The organism is Pseudomonas sp. Ors-4-3C, assembly GCF_055755035.1.
Genome location: NZ_CM146900.1, coordinates 3,795,440 through 3,812,548 on the forward strand (window position 1 = coordinate 3,795,440; position 17,109 = coordinate 3,812,548).

Genomic DNA, 17,109 nt, shown 5'->3' on the forward strand with positions numbered 1-17,109 from the left:
CGTGGATTGCTAGTCCAGCTACGCCACCCAAGCGAAGATCGGAGGGGAGGTAAGGAGTCAGCTTCATAAGTTAGCGGCCTCTCGACTACCGCAGCCGAAACGCATGTCCAAACGACATTGGCGGAAATTAACGAACGTTGATTCCGTGCTTCGCAAAATCGCTAAGGAGTGTTTTGCGACTCAGCATTGCAGGGAGCTTGAAAATGTTCCTGTATCCATACCAGAGGCCCATTGGCATGATCACCAGACCAAGGCCGAATGTGGCCGTAGCAGCGATAATGGCCGCAGGAATTGAACCGAGCGAGAACACCACGCCTTTCAATACTGTCGACCTAGCGATCAAGCGGATGTCATCCAAATCGTATTCGACTTTTCCGTTTTTGTTTTCAAACGCTAGCACCACAATGGACTTTTTGGAGGTTCTTTTGAAATACCAGGTTCGTGGAATCTCGGTCGCCATCGCACCATGAATTTTCAGGTATTTGGGAACGACCACCTGCTTAAAATAGAAGGTTTCGCCTTTTTCATCTTCAAGTCTCACGCGACTGTAAAGAGCATCAAGATCGCCTTGCGCTTGGACGTCATAATTTTTTATCGTCACTGTTATTTTTTCGAGGTGAGCCATTTTTCATCCTTATGCGCATTGGTTCTCGGCAGGCGCGGCTATCTAAAGCCCCATCAAATACTGCCTAATGCCGTCGTTCATGCGGTAAACGTTGGAAATGAAGTTGAGGTTAATTGTCCTTTTCTTCATCCGGCTCGGTGCTACAGATAATCTGGGCCTCTAGACTTTCAACAGTCTCGCTCGCTTGTGATCACGTAGTGATCTCCTCCGACAGTACGAACCAGCTTGAAGCCATCCCTCTCGTCGACGCATCGCACAGGATGCGTCGCAACTGTCATACCGTTTTCAGAGGCTCCCGATTGGTCGCTGTAGACAAGCGCGACGTATCGCTCCCCTACTCTTGCAGCATTGAAAAGATAAGCGTCGACAACGACCGACCAGTCGACGTGCTGTGCCCGGACGACCTCTGGGGGCGTACCTTGGAGGGCGCCCTGACGTTCCTCGACCACCCGACGGTCTGGCACCCAATCACAATTAGACATCTGCTTGATTCTCGACAATTAATAAAACTATTACGAACGACGAGCGATTACACCGCCTCCTCTTCCAGTAGGCTCGCTGTACGCGGTGCGATTTAGTAAATAATTGGAAGAATTGAGTGAACCTCCAACCGCAGTCACGCTGCGTACGCAAAACCATACCCAGGGCTGTGCATGCTGAGCCCGCAGTGCCCTTACACGCCGCTGATTGACGCGCCGGCCAGTGCAAGCGATATCACTGACAGCAATCTGTACGGTTTTATACATCATATGACGTGTAACTGTACACGGCAACATGGCTACATCCTCTCTTTTGAGGACATCATCTTGTTGAAGCCAGCACTGGCAGCGGTCGTTCGGGCGGTTCGAGGGAATCTAGGCTTCACTCAGGAAAACCTTGCCCATGCTGCATCGCGCACATACCTGAGCAAAATCGAGAACGCCGAAAGCAGCCCCACCATTGATAAATTCGTAGAACTTGCCGAGGCTCTCGGCATGAGCCCTTTGGCTTTCATGGCACTGATTCTCTCGACACGGGATAAGACTCCCTCCTCGGCTTTGCTCGCAGAGGCCGCAGAGGAGCTGAAGGAGCTACAAAAACGCGTCAGCGACGACGATATTGCCGCGCATCTTGCTGGAATTGATCTAGTGAAGCGGCCTGCCGCTCGACCAGTGAATTTGATCAAGCTCAAAAAAGTGCTGGAATGCAAAGAGATTGGCTTGAGCAAGGCAGAGACCGCTAGGCGGCTCGGGATAAGTCGATCAACAGTGGGGTTTCTATGGGAGCGGGCGCTGCCAGCTGAAGGCTGAGTCAGAGAGAAGCTTGCAGTATCAAGCGATCGCTCAGAAGCGACCTCAGCAAGCCGTTAGAGAGCACACTTAAAAAGCCCAGAGCGTCTGACCCCCTTGAAGGGCTGACGAGGGTGCGGGCACGTACGCGAACAAGCGACGTGGAGGAAAAAAATGGACATGACCGGAGCGACTGACGCCTTGACAGATTTGCTAAAGGTGCCGCACCATTTCTGCTATAGGTACGACTACAGGTGCCTGAGCCGCCCGCTGGCCCAAGTGAGAACACTGTTAGCAAAAATCTGACGACTACCCACAAGTCTTGGGCCTGAGCGGGCCAGTGCTCGTATTGGATTTATGGGATAGCTATGTCTAAATCTCTTACCCTCACACAGCCCCTCACCCCCGAGCTTCTTCATCAGATCAAGCGCGAGGCCAAGATTCTAAAGCGTACCAGCCAGAAGGCCTTGCGACATAAAGCCTGCTTGTCTATCGTCGCGCGCCGCTACGGCTTTGAGTCTTGGAAAAGCTGCTTCGAGGCCTTCAAGAATGCTTTCATCTCTTGGCGCGACCACGGTAAAGGCATCTGCGCAGCGGCGCCAGCAGACGAAAACAAATCGTACTACTTTGTCCAACTACACGACTTCTTTGAGCGCAGCTTCTTTAGCCACTGGGTTGGGTGGTCGGATGACGGGTACGAACTCCGTGTTCCATCCGAGGTTAACCCCGCTTGGTTTATTCGATCTTTCAGAGAAACTGGAAAGGAGACGCTCTACGTGATCGAGACGAAGGAAGACTACAAACGCTGGACGCTATTCTGGCACGGGCCAGCATTGGTGGAGTGTGATCTGATGCTCTCGGAGGTGCCTAGATTCCTTAGTCCCGAACCGTCCTACGGGCGTCCGCGCTTGACGTAAATCGTCGTCAAAAGAAAGGCCCGCATTCTAAAATACGGGCCCTTCCAAATCCCGCTACGCGAAGGTGGCCTACCAGGACTGAGCAGCCTGCAACAGGGCATGTCTCTCCATCCTTCCCACCCTGTCGAGGCAGCGTGTAGTGGTCTAATGAAACCGGACACCCATTTAGGCGAGAATGCTCGCTAGATATCCCAAAACATCTAATCAAGGATGTAGCTCGATCTGATGCTCAGCCACCCGTGAACCGAAGCCAATCGTAGAACTGTAAACCTACTTTTTATATTGTTAACCAGCTTAGTTTACAGTGTAGAAAAGTGGTTTACAGTCAGTCTGACTTGGCACTCCGGCAATTATCCTAACCAAGCGCGGGGCACGGTTGATAGCCTGAGGGCGCCTCATATGGGCGCTCTTTTTAGAAGAATACAGCGGCGCCCTGGGTTTCGCTCAGTCAAGTGAGGTGGTGGCGTCTTTGCCCAGAGGATCGAGTACATCGACGTGCTCCCTAGCCCACTCCACCCACGCCTTTAAATGACGCCCTCCTCCTCGCTGACCTCGCCAATGCCAGTTGCTGCTGGATCAATGAACCTTCTCAGGCGTACCGCTTGCTCCCACTTCTCCATGTTCTCCACTAAACGCAGCTGCAGCGCTCGTTGGTGCTCTGCGTTGATGATGGCTTGGTGTCGAACGGTTTCTTCACTCTCACACTGACGGCGCAACTCCTCCATGCTCGCCCAATACGCTCTCATTCGCTCTATTACTTTACCGTCTCAGTGCGCCTGAGGTCAGTCCATGCGCTGCGCCAGTGCTCCTAAATTGCCATGACCTGATCATCCGAAGCCAACGGTGGGCCATCGCGTGACGCCAACTGCCAGGGGCGTCCGTAACCATTTCCATATCTTGATCCTTATCCATCAGCCTCTCTCTTATCCGCTGCTATTCGCCAAGATGTGAATCAAACCACAAGCCCAGAACGGCCTGCATGGGGCGTCTGAATTCGACCATTCAACCAGCACCAACCGAGGTGCAGTCGACTCCATCACTTGATCTATCAGATGAAGCGAGACAAGCTTCGAAACCCTGATCCGGCTCACACCCGTGACGACCATTTTTGACAAGGACGACTGCATGCCCAACGTACAACGGATACTCCTACCCGACACCAATCAGAGCCCTGTGCACGTCTTGGCAGGTGTCAAGGTTGCAGACCGTCTCTGCGAAACCTCCGGCACGCTCGACGTCATTTTCCTAGTGCCCGCCAAAGCATCACTCACCTCTGGCGCCCTCCATGAGGCGTTAGGGGCGACGATGCACAGTAAGCTGGTCAAAGGAGTACCCGTAACATTGCCGAGCGGCGCCCAGATGCGCTGCGAAACGATGAAGACCTTGAAATGGGTATCCAAACCATCCGTGCTGATCGCCATCTTTGCCGGCCAGGACATGATGGACAAAATCGATTCACTGCAAAACCTGGTGGCTGTCGTGGCTGTCCCATGGACGCCCGATGCAATTGAAAATTGGAATAGAACCTGGTCACCCCAAGTACTGGGCAAGCCCACAAAATCTGGGAAGTCTGCCGCCCCTGCGATAAAGCTCATTGCCGATCCGATCGTCGAACAAGCAATGAAATCCCTGACCTCAGTGATCAACCTGGGCACCGCCGTCCTGAACGCCTCCGATGAAGATCACGCCAAACGCATCCTTAGAATCCTGCGCTCGCGTAACCACCAAGAGCCGGCAGAGAACATCAAGCTGTGGGCGATCAAGAATGGCTGGCTGCCGAAAGCAGCAGAGCGGCTGGAGACCTTGGCTGAGAAGACGTTCGCTTTGCGTTCAAAACCGAAGCTCGCTAACCCGGTTCACGCCGAGCAGAGCTATCAGCGCTGGATGGACGCGGCGAAGTCCTAGCTCCCCTCTTGGCCCACAGCTGACAGGGTCAGCATCGAGGTATTCGTAGGATCGTGCCACCTACTGTTGCGCTACGCTGGCCCAGGTGCGGTCAGGCCTTACTCGCTTGACGCTGTCGCTGCCGAAATCGCTTGATGAATTCGGCATTTACCAGTTCATCGACAGCCAAATCCAGGCCACAGTTGACGAGCGAGGCCATGCCGCTATCAGACAGCGTGAATTCATCAGGGATGAAGCCACAATTTTTTATTCTGCTGCCGTCGATCCGCGTCATAAACGCCCTCACGAAATCTGAACGCCCTGATTTCCTACTTGCGGTAGCAGCTGCAGTAGCTGGGTCGGTGGCAGTAACCTCTGCGCGCTCGGCGTCGGTGCCGATTGCCTGAAGCACATCACTCAGCGGCGGCCAATATTTCAGGTCGAATTGGTACTGAAGACGATCCAGATCTTCTTTCACATAGCTCTCATACAGACCATTGTGCTCAGACGCTTCGTGCACGATATCCAAGATGTGATAGTGGGTATTCGAACGAAAACCTGAGTAGTTATGAATGGCATCACGCCGATCCAGCAATGCTGCCAATTGGTCAGCGAGCTCGCTAATCCGGCGGTTTACACCAACCAATTCCTCACGGGCTTGCCGCGCAGCTCGATTCTTCTGGAGGTTCCAACCATCAGCAGTATGGAGGAAGACATCCCAGAAAATGAAGAGGGCTCTGGGTGCGTGCGCCAAGGAGGCATGAACCTCTTGGTACACTTCTGTAAGCTCTATGCGGCGTTTGAGCATGCCGTCGATGATGCTGGACATGTTCGGCCAGATTCGCTTGGCCTGAAGATCCTCCATCATAGTGCGCAGTAGGATTTCGCATTTTTGTACCGCTTCGGTAGATTCGTGGGGCACTCAGTGATACCTGTCTGATTTATGTCTGCATAGGCTAGCGTTCGGCACCTGCAGAGTCGGTACCTATTCAAAATTTTTCCAGCTCACGATAGGTACGCACGCATCCCATAGCGCAACGTTCATTGCGAAGGTACAGGCCCGCCGTCCTAATCAACCCGGAAATGACCTCAAGGTTGATCTCTCCCAGACACCCAAAAAGCGTTCTGTCGCAACAGCGCTTAGGCCAGTAGACTGCTTGCCTTGATCACCGTTGACCTGAGCACCGGCTCAGCCACGAAGGAAGGGTTCTTCAAAACGTATACCAATCGGCGGTTAACTCTGAGGCTGGCCGTGAAATCGCAGATCGCCAAGGCCTGACTCGATCGCCCAGTTTTGCCCCATTTGTTCAACACCTGACCCGTAGGCCAGCCCCCCTTCACTACCTGTGAAATGGTCTCCCGGGCCATCGCGAGACAAGGTCTCGACACCGAGCCGTCTAAGAGTCAACGCAATCTTTTAAGGAATTGCCATGAATGACAGAGAATTCATTTATCGACATCAGACCGCCGCTCCGTGGAGCAAAACTGATGGCGCCTCTTTACGCTTGCCCGTGGTAGATGACGCGGAGGCGTTGGCAGTATCGTTCGTATACTGGCCTAAGGGCGGATCCGATGGATCTGCGCATGATCCAGGTGGTTTGGTTTTCGAAATCTGTGAGTGGTGCAAGGTCTTATCCCCTGACGGCGAGAAGCAATGGGATGTGAAATTCAGAAAAGCGATCGAGGTCTCTGGATCCGTCAGTGGTTTGTTCAAACACAATGAGAACGTAGGTTTAGCTCGCGGAGTGAGAGAGCTATTCAGCAGGGGTACTCCCATTGAGGTCGAAGGCTTTGTAGCAGAGACGAAGGGCGAGCCCTACCTAGCGATCAAAGGGGCCAAAGACGCCATGGCCCGGTTTTATGGCATAGATTCTACTGCCATCACAGTCACCCTCCAAGAATAGCCAATACTTGGCCTAGGCTCCCGCCTGGGCCGTAACGAGCGTTACGGAAGGGGAACCGTCGAGGTGCATTCGCTTCTACAATCGCAGCAAGTAATCAACACAGAGGCGGTAAAGCGTTATGGCACGCAGATGGTTGAAGCAGGAACGCCGGACGAAAGAAGAGCTCTTCGACGCCTTGGTGCGAAACGCCCTGGGCTTCGTGAATAGCTCTATCGACCATCTCCAAACCAAACCCAAGAATGCCATCGTCGATCTGTACACGGCGGTCGAGTTGTTCCTGAAAGCCCGGCTCATGAAGGAGCACTGGACACTCATGCTTTCAAAGCCGGAGACCGGAGATCTCCAAAATCTAGCCGTTGGAGATTTTCTCTCCGTTTACCTTGATGACGCCCTTAACCGGATCCCGTCCATTCTTGGCGAGAAAATCGACAAGAACGCCTCTGACAACTTCAAGGCACTGGGCGAGCACCGAAATCAGATTGTCCATTTCGCACATTCAGGTATGGATAATTCGAGCAAGACACAGGCCGGGGTGATTGCCGAAGCATGGGCATCTTGGCACTACCTGCATGCGCTCCTGACCGGGCTATGGGAAGGCGTGTTTCAACCCTATGCAGTAGAGCTACAAGTGCTCAACCAGCGCATGATGCGCCAGGGCGAATTCATCAAAACCCGATTCGAAATCCTGAAGCCTCAAATCGAAATCCAAGAGAAGAAAGGCAAAAAAATCGTCCCCTGCGGCCATTGCCACATGCCCGCCGCTATTGTTGGCGAGACCCACTCATGGGGTACTGACTACACCTGCATGGTGTGTGGCGTCGATGACACCGTTGTGGAAGAGTGCAACGCAGAGCTGCCCTGCCCCGCCTGCAACGCTCCATTTAAATTCTTCCAAAAGGGTTTAAACGCTTGTCCAAACTGCGGCCACGACATCACCATCGACGTCCTGACCAACCTCTGCGCCAAGCATTATCCCCAGGGAGATGAGTGGTGTGAGGAAGGACAGGAGCATATCGCGTCCTGCCACAAGTGCGAGCACCCTGAGCCTTCAGTATTCTTTATCGACGGGATGTGGAGCTGTGTATCGTGCTTCGACCGGGGCTGGGGTGCTGTCACGTGTGAGCGATGCGATGAATTCGTCACTGGGGATAAGGAGAGAATCAAATACTTCGCCTGCCACAAATGTGAGCCCCTGGTAAGGGAGCAGATGCTGCGCATGGTTGAGACTAATGAGAGCGGTAGTCGGGCAGAGGGTAGCGAGGAGCCTGCGCCAATAGCTCAAGAATGATGGGAATGGTATCTACGCCTCATGACGACGGAAGACTCAGCCATTCAGGATGAGATGGCTGATACATCTGAGACAAACGACCAGGATCGCCTACGTCCGTGATCCAAAAACCGTGTTGATGGTCTGTATGTAATAACCACCCTGAACCATTCCGGCTGCTCCACAAGCGATTGCGTAACTCAGGTCTCCCCCATGACAGAAATTTACACCTTGGATCAGAATTACTTCCGCTCGGAGGAGCTGAAGCAATTAATTGAAGACAGGCCCAAGGCCAAGTTTCTAATTCCGGACGCTGCACTCCTCGAAATGTGCAAAGGCCCCCAATGGCGCGAAACCATGCGCGGATCACTGGCCACCCTGTCGTCTATTCCCGGTCGCGTGTCGGTTTCGCTTTCTGTCGGCGTCGCGTTTCAAATGGAGTGCGCCGGGCTGAAAAGCATGGAAGGTCGCTTGGTCGACAAAGCTTTCACCAAGGTCGTTCGAAGGGCGATGAACGATTTGAAAGCAGGATCTGATTCACCTGCCGGGCTAGGCCTCATCGCTGCACATATCGAGGAAATTCAGCCAGATATTGAAAAGCACGAGCTAAATCATGTCAAAAACCAAGAAAAGTTCTTGAAAAGAGACGGCCTGCTGAAAACTGTTCTGGGGCCGACCGCATCCAAAGAACTACGGCAAACCCCACCGGATGAGCATCGGCTTGGGGCCATTTATTCAATGGCCTTTGAGTGTGCGACAGTATTTCTCAGGAAAAAAGGATTTTCAGACGTCCGCATCAAAGGGTTTCTGAAAACTAAGCCACTGATTCTGAGATATTTCATATCTTGCTTTTGGCACAATATGGAATGGGTCAGCAAGGGTGGGATCAACAGTCGCCCCGCCGCTCGCATAACAAATGACTTGATCGATCAGGATTATGTAATTACAGCTTCATTCTTTGGCAAGCTCTTGACCAAGGACACACCGGTCGCAAGAGCCTATTCGGAAATGAAACAACTTCTAGCCATACAGGGAGCAATCTGATCATAGCGGTATCTCAATTCAGAATTGAGTTAGCATCGAACTTCACTAGCTCGCCGACACTAACCATTCAGAATATGGGAAATTCAAAATCAGCCGCTAAGTTAATGTTTTAAAAAATTCTACTTAACTCAGCTGCGCTCAGGCTTCGCTTGATTGAACCAAGACTCAAAGCTTCGATGTCCAAATTTTTCCCTCCATGCAGCAGCATTTGAGCTGGCAGGTCGCAGGCCAGGTTCAGGTGCTGTGCTCGCAGCAGCTTGCTTAGCAGGGGTTGGAGCCGGGGTTTCGCTTTTCAAACTCCCCACATCAGCTAGCTCCTTTCGAATTGGGCGGGGCGCATCGGGACGGCCCAGCAAAATCTCCAACAAGCGCTCCCTAGGAACGCCATATTCGTCCAAAAGCTCGTTCAATTTCCTCTCGAATTCCAACTCCCGAACGAGCTCTCCATCCTGAAGCATATGCTCTTTCTGCTTTTCCAGCGTATGCACTAACTCAGTCAGACGAGCGAACTCTTGAAGACAGCCCATATCAGCCTCTATTCAATTAACAGATAAGTTAATTCTACCGCTACCCCACAACAAAATGTGAGGTACTCACCATTTTTGTGAGCCGGCCAACATTCCGTCGATGGCGTTAGATTGAAGGGACGCGGATTATGTTCGAACCAGGATTTCGCCGCAACAATATAAGGCTAAACCGAACTTTCAGAGAAAGCAGGCTCGCCTTGATTAAAATCTTCAACTAAGGATCGTAAAAATCGATGGTGAGGCTGGATTACTGAGTCATCGAAAGGTTGATCAGGAAGGCAAAGTCACCAGACTTTATAGATGACATGGGCTGATCGCGACCGTTAATTCAGAATTGGCCAGATCAGACCTCGATTAAGGCCCCTCGACTCACCGCGTGGCTTCCCAATTCTGAATGCCACATATCTGCGAAAAGCGCCTGGATCGGCCTCGCTCGGCCCATGCCTATAACCACACACAGACTATGGCTATGCATCAGGCCACGCCGCGTAGCCATTCGACGCACGCGTCCCATGACTAGATCAGCCGATAGTCACGATGCAAAACGCCCAGCTCATCAAGCCCTCGCGCAAGCATCTGACTGTACCCTTGGCGATCATGGATGAAGGAGGATGAAAGACTGTGCCCTAGCCACTGCTCAAACCCATTTTCGGCGACGTTGGCCAGCGCCATTCCCACCGACCGCACGTCTTCAAATCGCCCATGCTGTAGGTCATCTTTGCTCAGGTTGTCGTAGACGTACCAAGTATCATCATCGAGCGCCGACCAACGCTTAAACGAGGCGCGTCTCACTTGGCACGGCACGCAGCGACCACAGTGCTTGTAACCGAACCGCTGGAAACGCCCGCAACTCGTGGATGCCACAGCATGCTGCTTGAGCAAATCCTGGTTTTTGCATTCCACCATCATTTCCCCTTTCGTAACCAGGGCGTAGGGGTTACGAATCTGAACGTTGATGCCTGCAGCATCAAAGATCTGCTGAAGACGCCCAAGGTACTCAGGATGTGCGGTGCGCGTGCTGAGGCTTCCCAATCGGGACATAGTCAGTGGTGGGTTGATAGCGATGAATCCGTTCTCGCAGATATAAAGCGGTACAGTCTCGCCGAGATGGTAGCGATCAAGCGATGTCGCCACTGCCAGGCCGAATGCTAAGAATACGATCGAGCGAGCACGCTGAGACGGCTCCTGCTCCCCCGGAGATTTGGCGACATGATTTAAACCGATTCGGCTCAGTCCAAGGCTCTTGGCGAAGAGATTCTGCTTTTCGCCATCACCTCGGACAATCTGACTCACTGCGTAGGGCTTTACCCCCTGCTCGACCAGATCAATAGCACCAATCAAGCTGTCCAGACCACCTGAGAGCAGCACAACGGAGTCTTCGATAGGGTGCAATGCCTTCATCTGTGCCGGCGGCCCATAACCACCAGGATGAAATGCCAGCGTCCACTGATCCGTTGTGAGGAACCGCAAAGCCGCCTCCAAGGCACGCGCTTGCGTATTCCAAAACACCGAATCCTGCACAGCAATTTCAAGGCTGATCTGGCGAGTCCAGGCATCAGCACTTTTTGCTCTCAAAGCAGTGAAATCCGCAGCTACCACCGAAAGGGCGATGTTCAGGAAGTCCCAGGCTTGAGGGCTGATTTCCAGATGAGCCCTGTCCAACAGTTCCCTGGCATAGCCACCAACGCTGACCTGCCCATCCTCAGCTTTGCCGTAGATCACCACTTGCATGGCGTCTTCCACACCCGGCACTCTGAAACCAGCTGGGCCGCACACGAATCTCATTCTACGTACCCCTCGAAGACTTCAAAGGTGTCTTTCAACGCCTGTGCGACCACCTGAGAAATTTTCCCTGTGGTCAGGGGCGTTCTGGCGGTTGCGATCTTGCGGAAAGAAGCGCCCACGCATTCTTTGATGTAATCCTTAATTTCCTTTAAGCGACGCATGGCCACAGTCGCCGACGGAGCTTTCTCCTGAACAGTTTTTCCCAGATCCAGCTCATACCGGTGAAACACATCCATGGCGGTAAAGCGCTCGATAGCAAACGCCCGCTGCTCGACCGATAGGTTAAGCAAGTCGGCGTCCGGGTAACGCAGCAGAACGTCAGACAGCGAACCGCGAATCGATGCACGCTCGGCTTCCGCATCCTGGGAGCCATCAACAGGGCGCACCGCTTCGACCAGTGCATCCATGACCTCAGAGGCCGAACGGCCCTGCAACAGCGCGCGATCAAGCACATCTGGGCCGGCTTGCGGGCTACCTTCAGCAACCGCCTCAAGGGCGCTGCCGAAGACCCCTGCGATCGACGCAGTGCCCCCAAAGCGAGCAGTGGTTGTTTTGGCCCCGCCGTACCCATGCCGGACATATTCCCGCAGACTCTTGCGCAAGCTGTCGCGATTACCACTGCTCGCATAGTCACCAAGCCCCCGCCGCGCGCCCGCGAATCGTCCAGGAGGCGCTAGCGGCGACGGTGCTTGAGGCGCCTGGCTCGGGTCATCAGCTTGGTCACCGTCCTCAGGCCTGTCTTTGTCTGGCTCGGGTGGCCCGTCATCGTTCGGATCCGGCTCAGGCGGTTCAGGCGGTTTTGGAGGCACAGGCGGCGCAGGCGGCATCGGCGGCAGCGGAGGAGTCCAAGGGGGAACGAACGGTCGGTTTTTACCAGGCCCGTCATTATTTTGCGAAGTGCCCATCGAATCTCCTTATCGCAGCCTTCACAGGCCCGCTCACTTCAGCGGTCATCCAGAATTCGTACACTGACCTAGCCCATGGCTCGTCGGTCAGTTTCGGCACAATGGCCGCCTGAATTTGTGCAGGCGGGCGATCTTTGAGAAACGCAGCCAGTCGGAGCCCTTGCTGAGCGTCAAGGCGCCCAACCACGAGTAAGGCTTCCAAGATGTCCGGTACGCCCCACTCTTGCTCAGCGCCCGCTTTATCCAGCAAACGATCCATCACCACGTTGATGTCTACGGGCGCAATGAGAGCCAGCCGATCTTTCAACTGCCCGGCCATGTCAGGAGTTGCGAGCAGCGCAGTGAGCAGCTCGGCGGCCTCGGAAGACAGCCGGTCTTCGTCCGTGATGATCGGCGCGTGTTCACGACTGACGTAGATGGCTCCCCGCAAATCCTTGTCCGCCAACGCCGGTGGCAGAGCCAGCCATTCCTTCACGAAAGGCAGATCCCAGGGCTGCTGGAGCGTCAGGGCTTTGCCTACCTTCACATCCGCTTCCCATTCGCCAAGCATGGTCGGCTTACCATCCTTATGGGCAGCCACGGCCTTCATCAACTCTTCATATGCCTTGGGGTTGCCGCTACGCTCAAAGAGCATCAGCTTGACCAGCACCGCTTCGTCAACACCCACCCCGTGGGCACGAGAAATGCTCATCCGGATAGACAAGGCGTTCAGGAAACGCTTGATGAGTCGCGGGTTTCCCTGGATACCTGAGGCGGATGTCATGACTGCAGCCAGGCGCTCAGCGGTGTCGAACTTGCCGATGAGATCTGTGGGGTAGCTATCGTACAAACTCTGCATGAAAGCGCGATCCACTCGGTTGCCCTGCCATGTCGACCGAAGCTGCCCGCGTACCTTGATCCGGATGTCTTCGATCACATCTTTCTCCAGCTTACTGTTCTCCAGGAACAGCATCATCATGTACGCCCTGACTTCCTGGGTACCCAGCGGAGGCACACGAATCGGCACCTGGATCAGTTTGTCGAAGTAGCTGGTCACCAAGACATCGTCAGGCACGCCGCTAAAGTGCTTTCGCACCGCGTGCTTGATCATCTCGTTGTCCGCAGCGATCACGAACGCCGTGTTGCGCAGGAACAAGAAGAGCCGAATGGCTTCCAGCGTGGAGATGGTGGTCTCGGGCAGGCAGCGATCTAGGTCATCGATTAAGACGACCAGCGTGACCCCAAGCTCCTCCAGGATGGCCTCGAAGTTATCCCTGAGTGCCTGGATTTCCTTGGGCGGAGACTTTTTGGCAGGTGCGCTATTCCATAGCTTACCGGCCTCGTCTTTAGCTTTTTCGGCGGTGTCGTGCAGCGCCTCGATCGCGTCCTGATCGACCTGGCCATTTCGAACTCGGTCGATAAGCCCAATGACCTCGCTCAGCAAGCCCGGAGCAGGTACGCCCGTCGCAAAGGACATTGCTGTGCTGCCAGCAAGCTTCGCTGCCCGAAGCCAGTTTACTCGTGAGAGAAGCTCCGTGGCCTTATCCAGGCCTTTCGCGCGTTTCTTGGCCTCAGCCTCCAGCCGCGTGGCAATCACATCCATCAGGGCAGCGCGGGCGTCATCGTAACCTTGATAGAGCCATGCGTTGAACTCGACGAACACAAAGTCCTTCTTTGGCTTCTCCTCGCCTTGGGGAGGATCTTTCAGCGACGCCTGGATCAGCTTGATCATGGACGACTTGCCCGCGCCCCACGCTCCAGATACGCCGATGGAAATCGGACGGCCATTAGCTTGGTAAACGATCTCGGCAACCGTGTCAGCCACCCCAGAGAAATTGAGGAAGTCTGTTTCCGTCTCGTTATCTACCCACATGACAACCCTCCTTGGACGTCTTCAGCGTGAAAGCTTTCCGAGTGAAAGTTGTCAGCGTGAAGCAATGGCAACAACGCGCCATAGTAGCCTTTGCGCTGGGCCAGTGGCCACCACCTACGAGTGCACTTGGATGAGAAATATTTCGTCACGTGGCGGTTAGTCAGGAAAGGGGCGCGCCATGCTAGATCCCCAAGTCACCAGCAAAGTACATGTCCCGAAGATAGTCAGGTAGCTTCTGACTCAGAGCGAGCCGAAAAGCAGCCCAGGTAAGCTCATGCCAAATCTGGTTTTGGATGGCCAAGGTACCCGCAAGCTCGGACACCTCCTCCCCTGCTGCTGCGGGCTCAACAGCGAGGAGCGCCCCCTTAGGCAGAATGTCCCGAAGAAGCTGGATAAGGTCGGATGGATAGCGACCATTGCCATCCAGGTCAGCAATTGGAGAAAAGAGGAAGCAGGCCCAGTCTTGCCGTTTTTCGATGACCGGAAGAAGCTTGTTCCGTAGCTCCTCGCGGTTGAAGTTCGAGGCCACCGTCCACCAGATCACCTCTACGTCCTCAAGCTCCAAGCCTTCGGGCGGCGTCTCCAGATAATTCTCATACTGGTCGCACACCACGATCTCAGGCCTGGGGATCGGTTGACCGGGCTGCCAGGCACTGAGCGGTCGAAGGGCTTCAGGGGACGCTTCGTTCTCGCGATTGTCCCGGGCTTGCTGTACATCATCGGTCTGTACATCGGTGTGGAGCATTGAAAGGCCTTAAATTTGCGAGCAGCGGACGCCAATGGCCGGGCTGGATCCCTTGCCTGTTTGGCGACTCACTGAAAGAGCGAGGTGTGGCTGACGGACAGTGGAGCGCGCAGTCGAGAGGATGAAAACCTGACGGGCCAAGACCGGGCCGGGCTTGGTTCACGACAGCAGGCCCACCGGGGCGCGGCAAAAGTCACTCTCCTCCGCACGCTTTTTGGGCGCTGCGACTATTTATCGTCAATGTATTTCTTGAAGGCCCGCATCATTTTACCCTCGACCATGCTAGCGACCGTCTCGTCGCCAGCCTCGCGATGGGCCAAATAATTGTGAGACACGTCGATAACCTTAAAAGAGTCCAAATAGTCCGGATCCAGCTTGGTCTCGCCCTCTGGAACAGCGTACTCGACCCTAATGATCACCTTGTTTTCAAGTGAGAGGTTCCAAAAATCGTCGAAGCTTCTGGCCCGCGATTCAAACCAGAACCTGATCCAGTTCTTTCTCCATGGCTTCGTTTTTGATTGTGGTCGTGCCTGCGCGTCAGTGATGGGGGTGGCAACGCCCTCAGTCGATGCGGCCTGCTGCGGTTGAACGGGGGCCGGCCTGGTTGCCAGCACTGGCTTGAAATCACTGATGAGCATGAGCGCAACGATCACCTCGTGCTCCTTCATCGCTCGATAGCCCCACACATTGGCCTTGTCGGCAACCTTCAAGACAGCAATGAAATCATTCACGTCTACATACCCGACGTACCGCATAAAGCGGCGCCAGTGCACCTTCCAATTTTTGAAGAAACTAGTCCTCAACTTCTCCGCAAGAGCCGGGTCATGGTCAACCGGGCAAAGGATGGAGTACTTGTGCTTCCCTGCTGACTTGATCGGACAGAAGGGCTGCGGATTCTTTTTGGTATCAGGAAAATGCGCGAAGGTCTGGCGATCCTGGGGATTACTCCCACCTCGAATAAATAAGGGCTGATGACAGGCCGGACAGGTAGTAGCGGGCAGATCCAGTTTGGCCTCGCCCCGATGAGAAGGGCCGTACTCTCGTCGATATTCGGGAATGGTCACTGGCCTACGTGTTACGGGGTGTCTCGCTACCTTCACTCTCAAACCCTTATTCCAGACGCGTTGCTTGGAGTTTCATATAGTGGCCACATGAAATCAAGCAGCGATGGATATGGTGTTAATTGGGCGTCCGGGGGCCACAGGGCTGCTGTGCGTGCTGGGTTGGGTTGGGTTGGGTTGGGTTGGGTTGGATTGAGTCAAGACTTTGGGTTGTGACGGGCGTTCAGGCCCTTCTGGTAGTAGTACTGGCACAGGGCCCCACTGCTGCCTAATGCTGCAAGCGTCGTACAGATGGGCATCACCCCCACAAACGCGCCTCTTGTCGGTTCCGAACGAAGCCTCGTCGCGTTTGCTTGCGTGCGTTCGGCACCGGTGTCGGTGTCGGTGTCGGTGTCGGTGTCGGGGCGAGCTTCATAAACACGGAAAAATTCATCTCCACTGGCTGGAGAAACGCCGATCTCGACCAGCCAGCCGCACTCTTGTTTCAACAAGCTGTTCAGGGCTTTCAGCTCTGATTTATTCATGTTCTTCCTATCCTCGTTCCCCAGCGTGCTCACATGTGACGAATGGATCTGACATTCGGCGGTGGGGGTCTCGCCGTTGGGCGTTAGTGAACAAACTGCTCTTTTGATCAGTATGGCGATGGAGCAAAAGGCGCCACAAGTACTGAAGTCCGGCTGTGCGTCAGGGATCGGAGTTGCGTAGGCGAAGGGAAACGTAAACCCTAAAAGGCTTGAATCTACTGGGTTTCAGGCAGGCATGAGGCTGGATTAAGGCGTCGCAAGCGGGAGAAATGAGGCTTTTGGGTTTACCTTTGATTTTTTTGCATTATCAGAGGTTTAGGGGTTTACTTTTTAGAAATAACCAATGCTATAATGGAATCAAGCAGCAACCTTCCGAATCCAGAAACCCTTTACTATCGGGGCTTCTAGGCAAGAAATGTATTTTTTAGGAGGTTGAGATCGCAAACCGTTTTGGGTTGACGTTCTCCTCCAACAAAAAATAACATCGCAGTGAAACGATCGCACAGCACCACCGCGCCGCGAGCCAGCGCCGGGCGGATCACTTCGGCCAGATGCTGGGCACGCGCGGCGAACACCAGCAACAGCTCGGTGTCGGGGTTCATGACCTCGTCGGCCGGGGCCAGCAGCACATCGCGGATCCGCTCGGCGAGTGGCGTACCGCCGGGTTCGCGGGTCAGCAGCACTTCGATACCTTCGGCGCGCAGGCGCTCGGCGAGGTATTCGCGGTTGGTGCTCTTGCCGGCGCCTTCCGGGCCTTCCAGGGTAATAAACAAGCCAGTCACAGGCAGTCCTTAATCAAAG

The 17,109-nt window shown here is 54.3% G+C and carries 16 protein-coding genes and 1 pseudogene; 6 read left to right on the forward strand and 11 right to left on the reverse strand.

Annotated features, from left to right (window positions below; genetic code table 11):
• Positions 1–127: 127 nt before the first annotated feature.
• A complete protein-coding gene (locus ACVHNU_RS17025) occupies positions 128–625 on the reverse strand; it encodes a hypothetical protein (RefSeq protein ID WP_473017898.1) in 498 nt (165 codons plus the stop codon).
• A gap of 653 nt (positions 626–1,278) precedes the next feature.
• Here ACVHNU_RS17025 and ACVHNU_RS17030 point away from each other — a divergent pair.
• Together ACVHNU_RS17030 and ACVHNU_RS17035 are read left to right on the forward strand one after the other, a co-directional pair.
• Positions 1,279–1,914 (forward strand): helix-turn-helix domain-containing protein, encoded by a 636-nt coding sequence (locus tag ACVHNU_RS17030; protein ID WP_473017899.1) that lies wholly within the window; start codon positions 1,279–1,281, stop codon positions 1,912–1,914.
• 347 nt (positions 1,915–2,261) lie between these two features.
• Entirely contained in the window at positions 2,262–2,810 is a 549-nt protein-coding gene (locus ACVHNU_RS17035; protein ID WP_473017900.1) for a hypothetical protein, read from the forward strand.
• A 524-nt stretch (positions 2,811–3,334) separates the two neighbouring features.
• Here the strand turns inward: ACVHNU_RS17035 and ACVHNU_RS17040 are convergent.
• Positions 3,335–3,535 carry a hypothetical protein gene (locus ACVHNU_RS17040; protein ID WP_473017901.1) on the reverse strand — a complete coding sequence of 67 codons (201 nt, stop codon included), beginning with the start codon at positions 3,533–3,535 and terminating at the stop codon, positions 3,335–3,337.
• A gap of 400 nt (positions 3,536–3,935) precedes the next feature.
• On the opposite strand from ACVHNU_RS17040, the gene ACVHNU_RS17045 reads away from it, so the two are divergent.
• On the forward strand, positions 3,936–4,715 hold the full coding sequence (locus tag ACVHNU_RS17045) for a hypothetical protein (RefSeq protein ID WP_473017902.1): 780 nt from the start codon (positions 3,936–3,938) through the stop codon (positions 4,713–4,715).
• Between the two features lie 91 nt (positions 4,716–4,806).
• Here the strand turns inward: ACVHNU_RS17045 and ACVHNU_RS17050 are convergent, their stop codons facing one another.
• The gene (locus ACVHNU_RS17050) at positions 4,807–5,523 is read right to left on the reverse strand and encodes a hypothetical protein (protein WP_473017903.1); all 717 of its coding nucleotides are present in this window, start codon (positions 5,521–5,523) and stop codon (positions 4,807–4,809) included.
• A gap of 601 nt (positions 5,524–6,124) precedes the next feature.
• On the opposite strand from ACVHNU_RS17050, the gene ACVHNU_RS17055 reads away from it, so the two are divergent.
• The 3 genes from ACVHNU_RS17055 (at position 6,125) to ACVHNU_RS17065 (ending at position 8,909) form a co-directional block, all read left to right on the forward strand.
• Complete coding sequence (locus ACVHNU_RS17055) at positions 6,125–6,598, forward strand: hypothetical protein (protein ID WP_473017904.1); 474 nt, start codon at positions 6,125–6,127, stop codon at positions 6,596–6,598.
• A 133-nt stretch (positions 6,599–6,731) separates the two neighbouring features.
• On the forward strand, positions 6,732–7,886 hold the full coding sequence (locus ACVHNU_RS17060) for a hypothetical protein (RefSeq protein WP_473017905.1): 1,155 nt from the start codon (positions 6,732–6,734) through the stop codon (positions 7,884–7,886).
• 192 nt (positions 7,887–8,078) lie between these two features.
• Positions 8,079–8,909 (forward strand): hypothetical protein, encoded by an 831-nt coding sequence (locus tag ACVHNU_RS17065; protein WP_204934313.1) that lies wholly within the window; start codon positions 8,079–8,081, stop codon positions 8,907–8,909.
• Positions 8,910–9,037: 128 nt separating this feature from the next.
• Here ACVHNU_RS17065 and ACVHNU_RS17070 read toward each other — a convergent pair whose 3' ends face one another.
• The 8 genes and pseudogenes from ACVHNU_RS17070 to tmk form a co-directional block, all read right to left on the reverse strand.
• Positions 9,038–9,436 carry a hypothetical protein gene (locus tag ACVHNU_RS17070; protein WP_473017907.1) on the reverse strand — a complete coding sequence of 133 codons (399 nt, stop codon included), beginning with the start codon at positions 9,434–9,436 and terminating at the stop codon, positions 9,038–9,040.
• 516 nt (positions 9,437–9,952) lie between these two features.
• Complete coding sequence (qatC, locus tag ACVHNU_RS17075; RefSeq protein ID WP_473017908.1) at positions 9,953–11,221, reverse strand: Qat anti-phage system QueC-like protein QatC; 1,269 nt, start codon at positions 11,219–11,221, stop codon at positions 9,953–9,955.
• The gene (gene qatB, locus ACVHNU_RS17080; protein WP_473017909.1) at positions 11,218–11,823 is read right to left on the reverse strand and encodes a Qat anti-phage system associated protein QatB; all 606 of its coding nucleotides are present in this window, start codon (positions 11,821–11,823) and stop codon (positions 11,218–11,220) included. Before qatB ends, qatC begins: the two co-directional genes overlap by 4 nt.
• A gap of 283 nt (positions 11,824–12,106) precedes the next feature.
• Positions 12,107–13,978 (reverse strand): P-loop NTPase fold protein, encoded by a 1,872-nt coding sequence (locus ACVHNU_RS17085; RefSeq protein WP_204934309.1) that lies wholly within the window; start codon positions 13,976–13,978, stop codon positions 12,107–12,109.
• A gap of 181 nt (positions 13,979–14,159) precedes the next feature.
• Complete coding sequence (locus ACVHNU_RS17090) at positions 14,160–14,723, reverse strand: hypothetical protein (protein ID WP_473017911.1); 564 nt, start codon at positions 14,721–14,723, stop codon at positions 14,160–14,162.
• Positions 14,724–14,950: 227 nt separating this feature from the next.
• Entirely contained in the window at positions 14,951–15,787 is an 837-nt protein-coding gene (locus ACVHNU_RS17095) for a hypothetical protein (protein WP_204934307.1), read from the reverse strand.
• Positions 15,788–15,981: 194 nt separating this feature from the next.
• The gene (locus ACVHNU_RS17100) at positions 15,982–16,308 is read right to left on the reverse strand and encodes a hypothetical protein (protein WP_473017912.1); all 327 of its coding nucleotides are present in this window, start codon (positions 16,306–16,308) and stop codon (positions 15,982–15,984) included.
• Positions 16,309–16,766: 458 nt separating this feature from the next.
• Positions 16,767–17,090 (reverse strand): annotated as a pseudogene (gene tmk / locus ACVHNU_RS17105) (dTMP kinase); the annotation flags it as partial.
• Positions 17,091–17,109 lie beyond the last annotated feature (19 nt).

Coding starts and splice junctions, on each gene's coding strand:
- ACVHNU_RS17030 (WP_473017899.1), top strand. CDS start 1,279: ATGCTGAGCCCGCAGTGCCCTTACACGCCGCTGATTGACGCGCCGGCC.
- ACVHNU_RS17090 (WP_473017911.1), bottom strand. CDS start 14,723: ATGCTCCACACCGATGTACAGACCGATGATGTACAGCAAGCCCGGGAC.
- ACVHNU_RS17065 (WP_204934313.1), top strand. CDS start 8,079: ATGACAGAAATTTACACCTTGGATCAGAATTACTTCCGCTCGGAGGAG.
- ACVHNU_RS17050 (WP_473017903.1), bottom strand. CDS start 5,523: ATGTCCAGCATCATCGACGGCATGCTCAAACGCCGCATAGAGCTTACA.
- ACVHNU_RS17100 (WP_473017912.1), bottom strand. CDS start 16,308: ATGAATAAATCAGAGCTGAAAGCCCTGAACAGCTTGTTGAAACAAGAG.
- ACVHNU_RS17085 (WP_204934309.1), bottom strand. CDS start 13,978: ATGTGGGTAGATAACGAGACGGAAACAGACTTCCTCAATTTCTCTGGG.
- ACVHNU_RS17040 (WP_473017901.1), bottom strand. CDS start 3,535: ATGGAGGAGTTGCGCCGTCAGTGTGAGAGTGAAGAAACCGTTCGACAC.
- qatC (WP_473017908.1), bottom strand. CDS start 11,221: ATGAGATTCGTGTGCGGCCCAGCTGGTTTCAGAGTGCCGGGTGTGGAA.
- ACVHNU_RS17035 (WP_473017900.1), top strand. CDS start 2,262: ATGTCTAAATCTCTTACCCTCACACAGCCCCTCACCCCCGAGCTTCTT.
- ACVHNU_RS17025 (WP_473017898.1), bottom strand. CDS start 625: ATGGCTCACCTCGAAAAAATAACAGTGACGATAAAAAATTATGACGTC.
- ACVHNU_RS17045 (WP_473017902.1), top strand. CDS start 3,936: ATGCCCAACGTACAACGGATACTCCTACCCGACACCAATCAGAGCCCT.
- ACVHNU_RS17070 (WP_473017907.1), bottom strand. CDS start 9,436: ATGGGCTGTCTTCAAGAGTTCGCTCGTCTGACTGAGTTAGTGCATACG.
- ACVHNU_RS17055 (WP_473017904.1), top strand. CDS start 6,125: ATGAATGACAGAGAATTCATTTATCGACATCAGACCGCCGCTCCGTGG.